Source organism: Paenirhodobacter sp. YD-8 (genome assembly GCF_056590935.1).
The window spans coordinates 967,474-984,162 of the sequence record NZ_CM152649.1 but is presented as its reverse complement, the minus strand read 5'-3'; the positions used below and the strand labels follow the sequence as shown (position 1 = coordinate 984,162).

General features: G+C 69.7%; 15 protein-coding genes. 4 read left to right on the top strand and 11 right to left on the bottom strand.

Features of this window, described 5'->3' with window-relative positions:
* The first annotated feature begins 52 nt into the window (after positions 1–52).
* The 3 genes from AC0QTQ_RS04790 to AC0QTQ_RS04780 all read left to right on the top strand — a co-directional run bounded on the left by AC0QTQ_RS04790 (position 53) and on the right by AC0QTQ_RS04780 (position 4,255).
* Positions 53–2,359: an Orn/Lys/Arg family decarboxylase gene (locus tag AC0QTQ_RS04790; protein WP_480258523.1), complete on the top strand. Its 2,307-nt coding sequence runs from the start codon at positions 53–55 to the stop codon at positions 2,357–2,359.
* A 104-nt stretch (positions 2,360–2,463) separates the two neighbouring features.
* The gene (locus AC0QTQ_RS04785) at positions 2,464–3,429 is read left to right on the top strand and encodes a helix-turn-helix transcriptional regulator (protein ID WP_480258522.1); all 966 of its coding nucleotides are present in this window, start codon (positions 2,464–2,466) and stop codon (positions 3,427–3,429) included.
* Positions 3,430–3,685: 256 nt separating this feature from the next.
* Positions 3,686–4,255 (top strand): hypothetical protein, encoded by a 570-nt coding sequence (locus AC0QTQ_RS04780; RefSeq protein ID WP_480258520.1) that lies wholly within the window; start codon positions 3,686–3,688, stop codon positions 4,253–4,255.
* Positions 4,256–4,261: 6 nt separating this feature from the next.
* On the opposite strand, the gene AC0QTQ_RS04775 is transcribed toward AC0QTQ_RS04780, so the two are convergent.
* The 5 genes from AC0QTQ_RS04775 to AC0QTQ_RS04755 all read right to left on the bottom strand — a co-directional run bounded on the left by AC0QTQ_RS04775 (position 4,262) and on the right by AC0QTQ_RS04755 (position 9,323).
* Entirely contained in the window at positions 4,262–5,026 is a 765-nt protein-coding gene (locus tag AC0QTQ_RS04775; protein WP_480258519.1) for a bestrophin-like domain, read from the bottom strand.
* An 11-nt stretch (positions 5,027–5,037) separates the two neighbouring features.
* Positions 5,038–5,973: a class I SAM-dependent DNA methyltransferase gene (locus AC0QTQ_RS04770; protein ID WP_480258518.1), complete on the bottom strand. Its 936-nt coding sequence runs from the start codon at positions 5,971–5,973 to the stop codon at positions 5,038–5,040.
* A 253-nt stretch (positions 5,974–6,226) separates the two neighbouring features.
* Positions 6,227–7,534, bottom strand: a complete 1,308-nt coding sequence (locus AC0QTQ_RS04765) for a peptidoglycan -binding protein (protein WP_480258517.1) — start codon at positions 7,532–7,534, stop codon at positions 6,227–6,229.
* Between the two features lies 1 nt (position 7,535).
* Entirely contained in the window at positions 7,536–8,729 is a 1,194-nt protein-coding gene (locus AC0QTQ_RS04760; RefSeq protein ID WP_480258516.1) for a biopolymer transporter ExbB, read from the bottom strand.
* 60 nt (positions 8,730–8,789) lie between these two features.
* On the bottom strand, positions 8,790–9,323 hold the full coding sequence (locus AC0QTQ_RS04755) for a gamma-glutamylcyclotransferase (RefSeq protein ID WP_121530211.1): 534 nt from the start codon (positions 9,321–9,323) through the stop codon (positions 8,790–8,792).
* A gap of 63 nt (positions 9,324–9,386) precedes the next feature.
* Here AC0QTQ_RS04755 and AC0QTQ_RS04750 point away from each other — a divergent pair, with 63 nt between their 5' ends.
* Positions 9,387–10,376, top strand: coding sequence for a DUF2125 domain-containing protein (locus AC0QTQ_RS04750; RefSeq protein ID WP_480258515.1), 990 nt, complete (start codon positions 9,387–9,389; stop codon positions 10,374–10,376).
* Here AC0QTQ_RS04750 and AC0QTQ_RS04745 read toward each other — a convergent pair.
* The 6 genes from AC0QTQ_RS04745 to AC0QTQ_RS04720 form a co-directional block, all read right to left on the bottom strand.
* Entirely contained in the window at positions 10,364–11,284 is a 921-nt protein-coding gene (locus AC0QTQ_RS04745; protein WP_480258513.1) for an extensin-like domain-containing protein, read from the bottom strand. The genes AC0QTQ_RS04750 and AC0QTQ_RS04745 overlap by 13 nt on opposite strands.
* Positions 11,281–12,210, bottom strand: a complete 930-nt coding sequence (locus tag AC0QTQ_RS04740; protein ID WP_121530209.1) for a prephenate/arogenate dehydrogenase family protein — start codon at positions 12,208–12,210, stop codon at positions 11,281–11,283. Before AC0QTQ_RS04740 ends, AC0QTQ_RS04745 begins: the two co-directional genes overlap by 4 nt.
* Positions 12,207–13,298, bottom strand: a complete 1,092-nt coding sequence (gene hisC / locus AC0QTQ_RS04735; RefSeq protein ID WP_480258511.1) for a histidinol-phosphate transaminase — start codon at positions 13,296–13,298, stop codon at positions 12,207–12,209. The genes AC0QTQ_RS04740 and hisC overlap by 4 nt, the downstream gene beginning before the upstream one ends.
* A 156-nt stretch (positions 13,299–13,454) precedes the next feature.
* On the bottom strand, positions 13,455–14,075 hold the full coding sequence (rpsD, locus tag AC0QTQ_RS04730; RefSeq protein ID WP_480258510.1) for a 30S ribosomal protein S4: 621 nt from the start codon (positions 14,073–14,075) through the stop codon (positions 13,455–13,457).
* 279 nt (positions 14,076–14,354) lie between these two features.
* A complete protein-coding gene (locus tag AC0QTQ_RS04725; protein ID WP_480258508.1) occupies positions 14,355–15,425 on the bottom strand; it encodes a Hint domain-containing protein in 1,071 nt (356 codons plus the stop codon).
* Between the two features lie 143 nt (positions 15,426–15,568).
* On the bottom strand, positions 15,569–16,510 hold the full coding sequence (locus AC0QTQ_RS04720) for a lipid A-modifier LpxR family protein (RefSeq protein WP_480258507.1): 942 nt from the start codon (positions 16,508–16,510) through the stop codon (positions 15,569–15,571).
* Between the last annotated feature and the right edge of the window lie 179 nt (positions 16,511–16,689).

The following is a 16,689-nucleotide window of genomic DNA, read 5'->3' as shown; positions in this document are numbered from 1 at the left end:
GCAATCTCCGGCCCGTTCCACATCCGGGCCCCGCTCCCCGAAGGAGAGCCGCATGAAGTTCCGCTTCCCGATCGTCATCATCGACGAGGATTTCCGCTCCGAGAACTCCTCGGGCCTCGGCATCCGTGCCCTTGCCCAGGCGATCGAGGACGAGGGCTTCGAGGTGCTCGGCGTGACGAGCTATGGCGATCTGTCGAAATTCGCCCAGCAGCAGTCGCGCGCCTCGGCCTTCCTGCTGTCGATCGACGACGAGGAATTCACCCCCGGCCCCGATCTCGACCCCGCGGTGATGAACCTGCGCAACTTCATCGAGGAGGTGCGCTGGAAGAACGCCGAGGTGCCGATCTACATCTATGGCGAGACGAAGACCGCGCGGCACCTTCCGAACGACATCCTGCGCGAGCTGCACGGCTTCATCCACATGTTCGAGGATACCCCCGAGTTCGTCGCCAAGCACATCATCCGCGAGGCGAAAAGCTATCTCGAGGCGATCCAGCCGCCGTTCTTCCGTGCCCTGCTCGACTATGCCGAGGACGGGTCCTATTCGTGGCACTGCCCGGGCCATTCGGGCGGCGTCGCCTTCCTGAAATCGCCGATCGGGCAGATGTATCACCAGTTCTACGGCGAGAACATGCTGCGCGCCGACGTCTGCAACGCGGTCGAGGAACTCGGTCAGCTTCTGGACCACAACGGCGCGATCGGCGCCTCCGAGCGCAACGCCGCGCGGATCTTCAACGCCGACCACTGCTTCTTCGTGACGAACGGCACCTCGACCTCGAACAAGATGGTCTGGCACCACACCGTGGCGCCGGGCGATGTGGTGGTGGTGGACCGCAACTGCCACAAGTCGATCCTGCACTCGATCATCATGACCGGCGCGATCCCGGTGTTTCTCAAGCCCACGCGCAACCACTGGGGCATCATCGGCCCGATCCAGCGCTCGGAATTCGAGCCCGAGACGATCCGCGCCAAGATCCGGGCGAACCCGCTGCTCAAGGACTATGACGCCGACCGGGTGAAGCCGCGGATCATGACGCTGACGCAATCGACCTATGACGGCGTCCTTTACAACACCGAGGTCATCAAGGGCCTGCTCGACGGCTGGGTCGAGAACCTGCATTTCGACGAGGCCTGGCTGCCGCATGCCGCCTTCCACCCGTTCTACGGCCAGTATCACTCGATGGGCCGCAAGCGGCCGCGCACCCGCGCCTCCGTCGTCTATGCGACGCAGTCGATCCACAAGCTGCTGGCCGGCATCAGCCAGGCGAGCCATGTGCTGGTGCAAGACAGCGAAGAGACCAAGCTCGACCGCCATCTCTTCAACGAATCCTACCTGATGCATACCTCGACCAGCCCGCAATACTCGATCATCGCAAGCTGCGACGTCGCCGCGGCGATGATGGAGCCGCCGGGCGGCGAGGCGCTGGTGGAGGAGAGCATCATGGAGGCGCTCGATTTCCGCCGCGCGATGCGCAAGGTCGACGACGAATACGGCGACGACGACTGGTGGTTCAAGGTCTGGGGCCCCGAGGAGCTGGCCGAGGAAGGCATCGGCCGCACCAAGGACTGGGTGCTGCGCCGCACCGATGCCGATGGCGTCCACCCCTCGGACGGCGAGGACAGCTGGCACGGCTTTGGCGACATGGCGCCCGGGTTCAACATGCTCGACCCGATCAAGGCGACGATCATCACCCCCGGCCTGAACCTCGACGGCCGGTTCCAGGATTGGGGCATCCCGGCCTCGATCGTGACGAAATACCTTGCCGAGCATGGCGTGGTGGTGGAAAAGACCGGGCTCTATTCCTTCTTCATCATGTTCACCATCGGCATCACCAAGGGCCGCTGGAACACGCTGCTGACCGCGCTGCAGCAGTTCAAGGATGATTACGAGAAGAACCACCCGATGTGGCGCATCATGCCCGAGTTCTGCGCCAAGCAGCCGCGCTATGAACACATGGGCCTGCGCGACCTCTGCGCCCATGTCCATGCGCTTTACGCCAAGTATGACGTCGCGCGGCTGACGACCGAGATCTATCTGAGCGACCTGACCCCGGCGATGAAACCCTCGGACGCCTTCGCCCATATCGCGCGCCGCACCACCGAGCGCGTGGCGATCGACGATCTCGAGGGGCGCATCACCACCTCGCTCGTCACCCCCTACCCGCCGGGCATCCCGCTGCTGATCCCGGGCGAGGTGTTCAACCCGCGCATCGTCGAATACCTCAAGTTCAACCGCGAATTCGCGCGCGAATGCCCGGGCTTCGAGACCGACATCCACGGCCTCGTGCAGGAGACCGAAGCCGACGGAACGGTGCATTACTACGCCGATTGCGTCGCTGCCGGGGACGCACAGGGCTGAGCCGGCCGGGGCGCGGCTCGCCGCGCCCCGCTCTCGGCGATTGACCTCACGTCATTTTCCATGTGCAATGTTCCGGTGCGCCCCGCAGCCCACCGGATTTTGACATGAGCCATTTCAGCCTCAGGACGGAAGATCTGGGCGACCGGCACCGGGTCGCCGAATTCGAGGCGATCTGCACCCGCGTCTGCCACCTGAAGATCGAGCCCGCCGATGCCGGTTTCGCGTCGCACACGACGATCTCGCGCCTTGGCGAGATCATCCTCGCCGACACCACGCATTCACCCTGCACCACCCGTCGCAGCCTCGCGCTGGCCGCCGAGACCGGGGACAACCTGCTGATCCACCTGCCGCTCGCCGGCGGCTTCTCGATCCGGCAAGGCGGCGGGGCCGAGCAGGACTGCCGCCCGGGCCAGCTCTACCTCGACCCGACCGAGCAACCGGGCGTGGCCCGCTTCCACGCGCCGGAAACGAACGTGCTCTACCTCTCGGTGCCCCGCGCCGCGCTGGCCGAGGCGGGTGCGCGTCCCGCCTTGCGCAGCCAGACCGGGATGACGCCGCACTGGCGCCTCGTGGCCGGCTATGCCCGCGCGCTGAACGCCGAGGCCGGGCAGATGCCCGCGGCCGATCTGGCCCGCTGCGCCGAGCATCTGCTCGACCTCGTCACCCTTGCCCTCGGTGCCGGGCGCGAGGCGACCGAGATCGCCCGCGGCCGTGGTGCCCGCGCCGCCCGGCTGCGCGCCATCAAGGCCGATATCGAGGCACATCTGACCGCACCCGAGCTGTCGCCCGGCTGGATCGCGGCACGGCACGGGATCTCGCCGCGCTATCTGCGTGCCTTGTTCGCCGCCGAGGAGACCAGCTTTTCCGACCATGTCGCGGCGCGGCGGCTGCGGCTGGTGGCAGGACGGCTGCGCGATCCGGCCGAGGCCGGGGTGCCGGTCAGCCGCATCGCCTATGAGGCGGGCTTTGCCGATCTGTCCTGGTTCAACGCCCGCTTCCGCGCCCGTTTCGGCCTCACCCCCTCCGGGATGCGCGCCGAGGCGCTGCACCGCGCCCGCGAGGCCCCCTGATGCCGCCTGCCCCGCATGATGTGCCGCTCTCCCCAAGCGCCCGCCCCGCCGCGCCGCTAGTCTCGCCCGGGTGCCGGATCGCGCCGGGAAAGACCCGGCGCGGACATCTGTCGCGCCTCGCGCCCGACCGGCGCAAGACCATCCACGCGCCGTCCGGCACCGGAATGCCGGCGGCGCTGGAGGCGGCCGCGGCAATGCCCCTTGCCGCGGCCGTTGCCACCCCGATCGACCAGACTGAACCCAGGGAAAGACGACGATGAAACAGACCCTTGCCACCGCCCTTCTCCTCGCCGGCCTGCTGCCCGCTCCGCTTCATGCCGATGCGGTGAGCGACGCACTCGAGGCGGCGCTTGCCGCCCATGCCGCGGGCGATCTGTCCACCACCGCGGCGCAGATCACCGTGGCCGGGAAAGAGGTGCAGGCGCTGCAAAGCGCCAAGCTCGCCGCGATGCTGCCCGAGGCGCCCGCGGACTGGACCCGCGAGGTCACCAGCGATGGCGCGCAGGGCATGGCGATGATGGGCATGTCCGGCAACATGGTCGAGGGACGCTATACCAACGCCGCGGGCGACAGCTTCACCCTGACCCTCACCGCCGACAGCCCGATCGTCGCCTCGATGGCCGGGATGCTCGGCAATCCGCAGATGATGGCGATGATGGGCAAGATCGTGAAGGCCGGATCGCAGGACATGCTCGAACAGGACGGCTCGCTTTCCGCGCTGGCCGGCGGGCGGGTGCTGGTGCAGGCGCAGGGAATGGAGAGCGCCGCGATGCTGCCGGTGCTCGCCACGCTCGATTTCGCGCGCCTGCCCGCCTATGACAAATAGGCGCGATCAGGGCTCGCCCGCGATCGCCGCAAGGATCGGCGCGGCGCTGATCGCGGCGGGCTCCTGAAACGGGTTGCCCTGCACCAGCACGATCGCGGCCGAGGGCGCGGCGGCCAGCGCGAAAAGCGCGGTCGCCAGCACCCCGGCCTTCGGCGCGCCCAGATGCACCGCCGCGATCGACAGGATGGTGAGGAAGCCAAGCGCCGCCATGCCCAGCCATTTCAGCGGATTCAAATGGGTGCGCGACAGCGACACGCGCAGGTCGCGATCATCGCGCAGCCGCATCACCTGGCGCAGCATCTCGGCCTGCACCACCTGGCCCGCGGCCGTGGCACTGCCCCCCGCGACCCGGCGCAACAGCGCATCGGCGGCCACCGCCGCCGCGGGCGCCACGTCGCGCGTCCGAAGGTTCGTAAATTCGCCCGCCGCCGCGGTGCCATAGTCGCGCACCGCCCCCGCCATCGCGTCCCGCACAGGCTCGGGCAGGGCCGAGGCCAGCACCAAGAGGCTGCGCAGGCTGTCCGCCTCGCGAAAGACCGCATCCATCGCCCGGTCGCGCGCCGACCAGGTGTCATTGGCGATGAAGGCGAGCGTCAGGCCGAAGAGCATCGCATTGACGTTGATGAAGGGCGCCACCACGCCGCGCCAGGGCTCCAGGCGCGCCGCGACCGCCGGGCGGCCGAGCAGATGATCGACCGCCCAGACCGCCGCCAGCGTTCCGATCACCGCCACCGCGGCATAGCCATAATGCTCGTAAGCCAGCGCGTTCATCCCGCCTCCTCTCAGGCGGTGACGACCGCCTCTCCGACGGCCGCCATCATATCCGGATTGCGCCGGGACAGAACCACGAAGCTCTCGATCTCGACGCCCCGGTCGCGGCGCAAGGCCGCACGCCGCACCGTCACCTCGCCGAACCCCGCCTCGGCCAGCAGCGCGCGCAGATAGGGCTCGGAATGCGCATAGCGGCGGCTTTCGCGCAGGACCAGCGGCTCGGGCCCGTCATGCGCCTCGGTGGTGAAGGCGAAACTGCCCCCCGGCACCAGCGCCAGCGCCACCCAGCCGACGATCCGCTCGAGCGCGCCGAGATAGGCAAAGACATCGGCCGCCGTCACCAGATCCCACCGCTCGGCCGGCACCGGCAGCGCCGAGAGATCGGCCTTCTCGAGCCGGTCATACAACCCCTTCGCCTCGGCCTCGCGCAGCATCTCGGCCGAGATGTCCCAGCCCTCGAGCCAGCCCGCAAGCGGGCGCAGCTCGGCCCCCATCAGCCCGGTGCCACAGCCCAGATCCAGCACCCGATCGTGGTGCCCGCCCAGCCCCGCCCGGATCAGCTGCGGCCCGCGATAGTCAAGGCTGCCGACCAAGGACGCGTCGAAATGGCTGGCATACTGGTCGAAGAGCGTCTCGACAAAGGCCGAGGGCATGGTCTCGGCCGCCGGCCGCGGGCGCAACAGGTCAAGCCGCAGCGCCGCCCCCATCACATCGGCCGGGTCGAGCCGCAGCGCCTCGGCAAAGGCCTCAGCCGCCCCCGGCAGACCATGCTCGGCCCGGATCTCGCCCAGCCGGTACCAGCCCGCGCCCCAGCCCGGCGCGACCTCGAGCGCCTGGCGGTAAAGATCGGCGGCAGCCGCCGCCTCGCCCGCGGCCAGCAGGCCCTCGGCATAGTCGGCGCGGCGATCGGCGATCAGGTCGCCGGAAGAAAACTGGAGGGGGGTCATCGCAAGGCTCCTGAACATTCGGGGAAGAGGTCAGGAGCAGGGGTCACGACAGGGGCTGACGCATGATTTTCCAGTGCAGGGGACAGCGCCAGATGCCGCGCCGCACGGCACCCGTCAAGCCCCCGCGCGCGCCCTCGTGATTTCGTGAAAAACCACCCCCCGCTTCCAATTGCCGCAAATATCCCGGGGGGAGGGGCCGCAGGCCACGGGGGGCAGCGCCCCCCCTGCCCGGCCGCCCTCGCAGACCGCCGCCTCAGCGCTCGGTCAGCTTCAGCTCGATGCGCCGGTTCTGCGCCCGCGCGCTCTCGCTCGTGCCGCCGACCACCGGCTGGTACTGGCCAAAGCCCGTCGCCGCCAGCCGCCGCGGCGGAAAGCCCAGATCGTCGATGAGGTAGCGCACCACCGACAGCGCCCGCGCCTGGCTCAGCTCCCAGTTGTCGCGAAACGCCCCCTGCCCCGAGAGCGGCGTGTCATCGGTGAAACCGTCGACCTCGAGGATCCAGGAGATCGTCGGCGGGATGTCCGAGGCCAGCTCGCGGAAGGTCTCAGCAACGCGGGCGATCTGCGCCTTGCCCTCGTCCGACAGATCGGCCGAGCCGAGCTGGAACAGCACTTCCGAGGAAAAGACGAAACGGTCGCCGACGATGCGCACCCCCTCGCGGCCCTGCAAGAGCTGCGACATCCGGCCGAAGAATTCCGAGCGATACTTCGCCAGATCCTGCGCCTCGGCCTCGGCCTTCTTGCGCGCCTCGGCCTCGAGCTCGGCGCGGCGCTTCTGCTCGGCCGCGGTCTGGGCAAGCGCCGCATTGAGCTGCGCGCCCAGCGTCTCGACCTGCACTTTCGACGCCGCATCGCGCGCCTGCGCGGCATCCAGCACCGATTGCAGCTCTCCGAGCTGATTGCGCAGCGCCGCGATCTGCGCGTTCAGCAACGCCACTTTCTCGGCATTGCGGTCGCTGAGCTGGGTCTGATCGGCCAGCGCCTTCTCGGCCACGGCGCGCAGCGCCGCGGCCTTCTCGGCCTCGGTCATCTGCGTCGCCAGCTGCTGCTTCAGCTCCGCCTCGGAGGCCTGCGCTGCGGCAAGCAGGGTCAGCGTCTCGGCCGCCTTCTGCCGCTCGGCCTCGAGCGCGAGGGTCATCGCCGCGACCTCGTCGCCCGAGGATTTCAGCTTGGCCCTCAGCTCCTCGATCGTCGCCTTGTCGAGCGTGAGCGCCGCGGCGCTGGCCTCGGCATCGGCCTTCGCCGCATCGCGCGCCGCGATCAGACTGGCCACCTGCGCCTCGAAATCGGTGATCTTCTGTCCCGCCGCATCCAGCTGCCCGGCCAGATCCTTCGCCCGCGCCCGCTCCAGCGACAGCGCCTGCGACAGCCCGTCGACCTGCTGGGTCAGTGCGGTCAGCTCGTTTTCCTTGCTGGTGATCGTGTCGCGCAGCATCGACTGCACGATCATGAAGATCGACAGCACGAAGATCAGCACCATCAGCAGCGCGCCCATGGCATCGACGAAGCCCGGCCAGACATTGGTCGAGAACCGCGCGCCGCCGCGGCGGGGGAGTGCCATCTCAGCCCTCCTGCCCGCGCGAGCGGGTCAGGATCGCGCGGGTCAGCGCGGCGAAATCGTTGCGCAGCTCGGCCATGCTTTCCTGCCGGCCGGCCGACAGCTCCTCGAGCAGGCGCAGCATCTGCAGGTCGATCGAGCGCAGCCGCATCCGCATCTCGGCATCGACCTCGCTATCCTGCGCCGCAGCCGCGCGCTGCGTCAGCGCCTCGAGCGCGGTCACCAGCCGGTCCTGCCCGCCCGCCATCTTGGCGAGCGAGGCGCTTTGCTCGGCGCGGGTCGACAGGTCGGCACCAAGGTTCTGCGCCAGTCCCGCGAAGGCATCGGTCAGCTGCGCCAGCTGTGTCTCGGTCTGCCCGCGCGCATGTTCTGATCGGACGAAAAGCGTCTGCAGCGCGTCCATCTGCTCGGCCATGTGGTCGAGGATCTCGACCACCGCCGAGGCCTCGCCATCGCCCTCGGCGGCGGCAAAGCTGAGCCGGGTGATCGAGGAGATCCATTCCTCGAGCTCGCGATAGAAGCGGTTCTGGCCATGCGTCACGAACAGCTCCAGCAGGCCGACGACCAGCGATCCGGCAAGCCCCAGAAGTGAGGAGGAAAACGCCGTGCCCATGCCGCCAAGCTGCGATTCAAGCCCCGACATCAGCCGGTCGAAGACCGCCGTCGCAGTCTCGCCGGGTTGCGGGGCGAGCGCGCGGATGGTGTCGACCACCGCCGGCACGGTCGTCGCCAGCCCATAGAAAGTGCCCAGAAGACCGAGGAAGATCAGCAGGTTGGTCAGATAGCGCGTGATGTCGCGCGCCTCCTCGATCCGGGTGGCGACGGATTCGAGGATCGAGCGGCCGGCCGTGGTCGCGATCGAGCGGGTGGCGCCGCGGCTGCCCAGCAGCGCGGCCAGCGGCGCGAGCATCTGCGGCGCCTGCAGCTGCGGCCGGCCGGGGCGGTCGGCGGCAAAGCTCTCGATCCAGCTCACCGCCGCGACCAGCTGCGCCACCTGCCAGAAGCAGGTCAGGATGCCCAGCACGAAGACCGTGCCGATCAGCCCGTTCAGCCAGGGGTTGGCGAGGAAGACCGGGAAGATCCGGGCATAGGCAAACCAGCCACCCGCGCCGACCAGCGCAAGCGCCATCAGCATCAGCGTGACCTGCCGGACGGGCTGGGAAAAATGCGGTTCGGGCCGCCGGACAGGGGCGCGCATGGTCTGCCTCTCGCTTGTTCTTGGCGCGAGGATAGGCGGCGGCTGCGACAGTGCCAAGACTTAACCGGCGAGGTCGCGCACCCGTGCGGCAAGCGCCTCGAGTTCCGGGTCGGGAATGCCAAGCGCGCGCAAATGTTGAGCAGTGTTCCACAGATAGTCGCGGTTCGGCCCGCGCGCGCCCGCCGCCCGGGCGATGATCTGCGCCTGTTCCTCGGGGGGAAGCGCACAATATTGCGGCCCGGCGCGGTCGATCACATAGGCCAGCACCGACACCTGCTCGCCCTGCTCGCAGGTCACCGTCAGCCGCCGCTCGAGATAGGCGTCCGAGATCAGCTCGCGCGCCCGGATCGCGGCGAGGATCTCGGCGGCCTCCGCCTCGGGCACGCGCAGCGCAAGACCGGTGCAGCTGGCCCCCTCGGCGGCGTCGAGGGCAAGGACGAGGCCCGGCGCCGCGTGGGTGCCGCGAAAATGGATCGAGCGCATGCAGAAGCTGCGTGCCCAGCCGTCAAGCCGCGCGCGCCGCACCTCGGCGGGCGCAAATCCCGGGTCCCAGATCAGCGAGCCGTAGCCGAAGATCCATAACGTTTCGGTCATTGCGCTGGCCCTCCTGCGGGGGCGTGGTTACATGGGAGGCAGGTCTTTGGGAAGGGGGCGGCGATGCGCTGGCTCGGAGCGATCACGGCCCTCGCGGCCCTTGGTGCGGCGGCAAGCTGGGGTGGCGGCACGCTGCTCGCCCGGCAGGCGGCCGAGGGCTTTGCCCGCCTTGCGGCCGAGGGGCGCGGTGGCGCGGCCTCGGTCAGCGCGGCGGGCTTTCCGCTACGCATCGGCGCCGAGGTCACGGCGCCCGCGCTCGATTTCCCCGAGGCGGGCGGGCGCTGGCAGGCGCCTTCGGCCGAACTCGCCGCGCCGCTCTGGGCGCCGCTCGACTGGCGCATCGCCGCAACCGCGCCGCAAAAGCTGACGCTTGCCGGGCAGCGCTTCACCCTTGCCGCCACCGACAGCGTCGCGACGCTGGGCCTCGGGCTGGGCGCCGCGCTGCCGCTGCGCCGCGCGACGCTGACCCTCGACGCGCCGCGGCTGAGCGCCGAGGACGCCAGCACGCCCGCGCTGGCGGCACAGGACGTGACCGCCATCGCGACGCGGGCCGGAGACGGGCGCTGGCAGATCGTCGCCGGGGCCACGGCGCTGGCGTTGCCCGAGGGGCTGACCGACAGCCTCGCCCCCGGCGCGGGCCTGCCCGACGTGATCGAGACGGTGACGGTCGATGCGACGGCAAGCCTTGATACCCCGCCCGCGCTGGTGGCCGAGCGGATGCCCGAGCTGACCGCGCTCGATCTGACCGACGCGCATCTGACCTGGGGCGGGCGGGCGCTGGATGCCCGCGGCGCGCTCACCATCGACGCCAAGGGCCGGCCCGAGGGCACGATCACGCTCTCGACCAGGGACTGGGCCGCCTGGCTGAAGGTCGCGGTGGCGGCGGGGCTGGTCGAGGCGAAACGGGTGCCGATGCTGACCACGCTCGGCGCCTATCTGGCACAGCAGTCAAAGGATGGCGCCGTCGAGGTGCCGCTCGCCTTCGCGCAGGGGCGGATGAGCCTCGGCCCGGTGCCGCTTGGCCGCGCGCCGGTGCTGGTTCAGCGGCAGTAGGGCCCGCCGCGGTTCGCCGCGGTGTCGACGTGGATATGGTCCTGATGGAAGCGGTCCGACTTCGGGCCGAGCACCGTGCCGAAGGTGCCGCAGGCCGAGGCATGCACCGCCTTCAGCAGCCGCGCGTCGCTCTTCCAGCCGGCGAGCACGGTGATCGTCTGGCCGTTGCGCAGCCGCAGGCCCGACAGGTCGACGGCATGGCCGCGGCCATGCTCGGACACTTTCGCCCCGCGCTGGTTGTTGCGCGGCCGGCACATGTAGGAGCCCGCCACCTCGATCCGCGCAAGCCCGCCACCGCGGTTGCCCACGGCCGGCACGATGCCGCGGTCGATCCAGCGCTTGAAGGCCACCGCAGTGCCGCAATCGACCTGGATCGGCAGCGACAGCGGAATCCCCGAGATCGCCGTGACCTCGACCCCGTCGGGCAGGCCGCAGCCCTGCACCCGCGAGGCAATGGGCGCGATCGGATGGCCGGTCAGCCCCGGCACGCCGCACAGCGCGCCGCTGCGCCCGGGCGCGGCAAGACGCTTGGCCGGACCGGCCCCCGAGACCTGGATCAGTTGTTCCCGCGGGGCGGCGGCCGTCGCGGCCCGCACCACCGCGGGCTTCGGCAGCGGCCGCAAGGCGGCGAGCGCCAGCGAGGCGGTCTCGGGTTCGGGGGCAAGCGCCCCCGCGGCAAGGCTGGCCCCGGCGGCCGGTCCGGCCTCGGGCACCAGTGCCGCCGGACGGGCCTGCGGCCGCACCGGCACGGCCGCCGCCAGCAGAAGCGGGGCGTCGGGCGCGGGCGCGGGGGCGGCATCGGCCGGGCGCGCCACGGGGCGCGGCGAGGCGCCGGGCGCCTCGGCATGGGCCAGGCCTGCTGTCAGGCTTGCGAGCAGCGCGAAAGCGCCCGCCGCCCGCCGCATCATGCCTTCTTCTCCGGCACCGGCGCGCCACGGCCGAAGTCGGGGGCGGCGGTGTCCTGACCGGCCTCGATGATGCCGCGGCGGATCTCGCGGGTGCGGGTGAAATAGTCGAACAGCATGTCGCCGTCGCCCATCCGGATCGCCCGCTGGAGCATGAACAGCTCCTCGGTGAACCGGCCGAGGATGTCGAGCGTCGCCTCGCGGTTGGTCAGGAACACGTCACGCCACATCGTCGGGTCCGAGGCCGCGATGCGGGTGAAGTCGCGAAAGCCCGAGGCGGAATACTTGATCACCTCTTCATGCGTCACCCGGCGCAGGTGATCGGCGACCCCCACCATGGTGTAGGCGATGAGGTGCGGCGTGTGCGACACGACGGCCAGCACCAGATCGTGGCGATGCACGTCCATCTCGTCGACATTGGCGCCAAGACCGGTCAGGAAGCCGCGCAGCCGCGCAAGCGCCGCGGGCTCCGTCGCCTCGAGCGGCGTGAGCAGCCACCAGCGGTTGACGAAGAGCGTGGCAAAGCCCGAGCGCGGCCCCGAATGCTCGGTGCCGGCAAGCGGGTGGCCGGGGATGAAGTGCACATGGCCCGGCAGATGCGGCGCCACCGCCTCGATCACCGCCTGCTTGACCGAGCCGACATCGGTGATGGTCGCGCCCTCGGCCAGATGCGGGGCGATCTCGGCCGCGATCGCGCCCATGGCACCGACCGGCACGGCCAGCACGACAAGGTCGGCGCCCTGCACCGCCTCGGCCGCGGTGTCGCAGACCCGGTCGACCAGACCGATCTCGCGCGCCGTCGCCCGCGTCTCGGCCGAGCGGGCATGGCCGACGATCTCTCCGGCCAGCCCCTTCTCGCGCATCGCATGCGCCATCGAGGAGGCGATCAGCCCAAGGCCGATCAGCGCGACGCGCCTGTATTCCGTCATGCCGTCGCACCCGCCTTGAACTGGCCGATCATATGCGCCACGCGCCGGCACGAGGGTTCGTCGCCCACGGTGATGCGCAGGCAATGCGGCAGGCCATAGCCACCGACGCGGCGCACGATCAGCCCGTCCTTCTTCAGGAACTCGTCACAGGCCGTCGCCTCTTCTTCCGAGCCGAAACGGGCGAGGATGAAGTTCGCGGTCGAGGTGTCCGACGGCACGCCCCTCTCGGCCAGCGCCTCGGCCAGCCAGCCGCGCAGCCGGGTGTTGTCATCGCGGCAGCGCGCGATCCAGTCCTGATCGCGCATCGCCGCCTCGGCGGTCTCGAGCTGCGCGGTCGACAGGTTGAACGGGTCGCGGATGCGGTTCAGCACGTCGATGATGTGGCGCGGGCCATAGCCCCAGCCGATGCGCAGCCCGCCGAGCCCGTAGATCTTCGAGAAGGTGCGGGTCATGAACACGTTGGGCAGCCGCGTCGCCAGTTCCGCCCCGCCGTCATAACCCTCGACATATTCCGCATAGGCGCCGTCGATGACCAGGATCGCCTGTTTCGGCAGCCCCATGGCCAGACGCTCGAGCTCGGCCAGACCGATCATCGTGCCGGTCGGGTTGTTCGGGTTCGCCAGGAAGACGAGCTTCGTCTTCTTGTTGCAGGCCTTCAGCAGCGCGTCGACATCGGTGGTGCGCTCGCGCTCGGCCACCGCGACCGGGGTCGCCCCCGCGCCAAGCGCCGCGATGCGATACATCAGGAAACCGTGCTCGGTGAACAGCACCTCGTCCTTCGGTCCGGCATAGGCGTTGACGATCATCCGGATCAGCTCGTCCGAGCCGACGCCGCAGATGATCTGCGCCGGGTCGAGCCCGTGCACATCGCCGATCGCCTGGCGCAGCCCGGCATGGTCGGTCGAGGGATAGCGGTTGAGCTTGTGCACGGCGCGCGAGAACGCCTCCTTCGCCTTGTCGGAAGGGCCGAACGGGTTCTCGTTCGAGCTCAGCTTGATCGCATCGCTGAGCCCAGCGACATGCGCCGCGCCACCCTCGTAGAGGGCGATGTCGAGGATGCCGGGCTTCGGGCGGATCAGGTCGTTCATGGCGGGGTTCCTTGCTCTCGCCGCCGTATTAGCCGGGGCGGGGGCACATGGGAAGGGCTACTTGCGTCGCAGCCCGCCCGCCGCGCCACTGCGGGCGCGCAAAAGGCAAGGGCCGCCCCGAAGGACGGCCCCGCAAGATCGGCGAAGACCGAGAGATCAGTTCTTCGCGTAGAATTCGACGACCAGGTTCGGTTCCATCTGCACCGGGTAGGGCACGTCGCCCAGAGCCGGGGTGCGGACGAAGGTCGCGGTCATCTTGTTGTGGTCGACTTCCAGGTAATCCGGAACGTCACGCTCGCCCGACTGCACGGCCTCGAGCACCAGCGCGAGCTGACGCGACTTGTCGCGAACCGCGATCACGTCGCCTTCCTTCACACGGTAGGAGGCGATGTTGACGCGATTGCCGTTCACCGTCACGTGGCCGTGGTTGACGAACTGACGGGCGGCGAAGACGGTCGGCACGAACTTGGCGCGATAGACGACCGCGTCCAGACGGCGCTCGAGCAGGCCGATCAGGTTCTCGCCGGTGTCGCCCTTGACGCGTTCGGCTTCACCGTAGATGCGGCGGAACTGCTTCTCGGTCAGGTCGCCGTAGTAGCCCTTGAGCTTCTGCTTGGCGCGCAGCTGGGTACCGAAGTCCGACAGCTTGCCCTTGCGGCGCTGGCCGTGCTGGCCCGGGCCGTATTCGCGCTTGTTCAGCGGCGACTTGGCGCGGCCCCAGATGTTCTCGCCCATGCGGCGATCGATTTTGTACTTGGCAGACGTGCGTTTGGTCACGGCTGATCTCCTTCATGTGTTCCGAAGGGCGTTGTCCTCCTCCCTCGGCCCCATCCGCGAGACCTCGGGCGACAGGTTTCCCCTCGCGGGGTCCACCAACACCAATGAAATCCGGAAGACCGCAGCCATCCGGACTGGCGGGGCTTATACAGCCCGCCTGACCGGAGTCAATGCCCGAATGCCCTGCCCCCTCGCCCGGCGTTCTCCTTGCCGAAAATACCTCGGGGGTGACGGCGCCCGCGGCGCCGGAGGGGGCAGCGCCCCCTGCCCGGCCCGCCCTCAGGCAGCCAGATCGTGGCGCAGGATCGCCGCCTCGGACCCGCTCAGCGCGCGCCGCGCGAAGGCGCCATAGCCCAGCGGATCGGTGGCGATCTCGGGCAGCAGCGCCAGCAGCCCCGCCCGCTGCGGTTCGGATATCATCTCGAGCGCGGTCGAGGCCGGGTGGAAACTCTCGCTCTCCATCCCGTTCGCGCGGATCACCTGATGGCGGGCGAACAGCAGATGGATGTAGTGCAGCCCCGCCAGCCCCTGCTCGACCCGCACCGAGCCGCCGTTGACTAGGTCACAGGCCTGCACCAGCACCTCGGCCTCGTTGAACAGCGCCCGCGCCTGCGGGCCGCGGATCAGCACCCGGTGCTGCGGCGAGACGATCAGGTCGCCGGTCGGTCGGCCGATGCCGAAGGCGCCGGCGCGGATCCGCACCGGGCACAGATGCGGCAGCGCATGCAGCCGCGCCCCGGTCATCCGCCGCGAGCCGATCCACAGCAGCTCCTGCGCGCCGTCGTCGCGGGTCAGCACCCGGTCCCCCGGGCGCAGCGCCTCGACCGGGCGCGGCCCGTCCGGCGTGTCGATCAGCGTGCCGGGGGTGAAGCAGATCACGCCGGGCGGCGGCAGCCGCGCCGGTTCGGGCCGGGTGTCGAGCCCGACCTCGACGACCCACAGATCGGCGCCGCGCGGCGGCACTCCTCCCGAGAACATCAGCAGCCGTGCGCCCCCCGTCGCCACCTCGACCAGCGTCACCACCCAGGCGGCATGGCCGTCGGTCACGGTGAAGCTCTGATCGGGAAGCTCGGGCAGCGCCGCCTGCAACGGGTCTTCGGGCAGCGGCGCCTCCTCGAGGGCCGCGCCCAGCAGCCGGCGCACCATCTTCGCCGCACGCAGCCGCACCTCGGCCTCGCCCTCGGCCCGACCGAGCAGCAGAAGACCGCGCGGGCCATCCACGCAGACCGCCTCGCCGCCCCAGCGCCAGCAGGAGCCGATGGCAAGTGCCGACGCCGGCGCAGCGGCCGCGCCGTCGATCTCCGTCTGTGCCCATGAAATGACAAACGTGCCCTGATAGCCCGTTTTCATTGCCTGTATGTCCCGCGCTCGTTTTATAGGGGTCTTTTGACCCTTGATTGGAGAGCACGCTAACATGGGGAAATTCCCTTGGGAATCCCTTTTGTTAACAGTTGTGGCAGCGTGCCGCAGCCGCCCCCTCGCCGTCCCCGGCGTCAGAAGTTGACGCGCGCGCGCAGGCTGCCCAGGAGCTGACCCTCGGGCTGACCCTCGAATTCCTTCGACAGCCAGGTGACGCCGTAGAACAGCCCGAAGGTCTCGGAGCGCAGGCTGACGCCCGCGCGCAGCCGGGTGCGGGTGCCCTCGAAATCGACGCCATCCTCCGCGGGGAAATAGGTGCTGTCGAAGACATGGGCGACATCGGCGCCCAGCACCAGGCTCGGCACCAGCGGCTCGGACTGGCCCGAGATGCCGACATAGCGCTGCCCGGTGATCTCGTCGCGCAGCCACAGCGCGCCCTGCTCGCGCATGCCGAAGGCAAGATCGAGCCCCGCGCGCACCAGGGTCTCGTCCCCGGCCCGCGCCTCGACGAAGGGCCGCGCATCGAGCGCGCCGAGGGCGAAGCTGCGGCCCATCTCGCCGTCGATCACCGGATAGAGGTGATCCTCGAGCTGGTCCTTCGCCACCTTCGGGGTCGGCGCCGAAAAGATCCGGTGCACGGATTCATGAAAGTGCGAGACGCCGGTCGAGGGCCCGACGGCGACCAGACCGAAGCCCAGCCCGGTCTCGACCTTCGGCGCCAGCTCGAACTGGGTCTTGGCGGCGAAATGCAGCACGCCCGCATAGCGGCGATCGCCGGCCGGCGGGTGGCTCAGCACCGAGGGCGCGATGATCGAGGCGCCAAAGCGGTATTCCATGATCTCGAACGGGCGCGAGGGCAGCGCCCCGTCCCAGCTCACGCCGCGCACCACCGAGATGTTGTAGCTGCCGGTCTGCCAGCGGTCCTTGCCATCGCCCAGATAGTCGTTGTTGAAGAACCGCCCCACGCCGAGCGTCGAGCGCCCGGAAAAGTCGATCTCGGCCCGGGCCACGGCGGGCACGAGCAGCGCGGCAAGAAGGAGAAGGCCACGCAGGGCGGCTTTCGGGCGGTTCGTCATCGGTCTGTCCTGCTCTGGCGCCCGCGCTTTGCCGGCGGGCCTTGGTGTTTGGCAAAAAGTCTTAAGGCCTCATTCACCTAAAATCAGGCCAAAATGCGGACGGATCCGTGATTTTTTGCCCGCCGTGCCCCGGCTGCACCGCCGCAGGTGATGCGCAGATGCCCCGATGCAGCGATGCA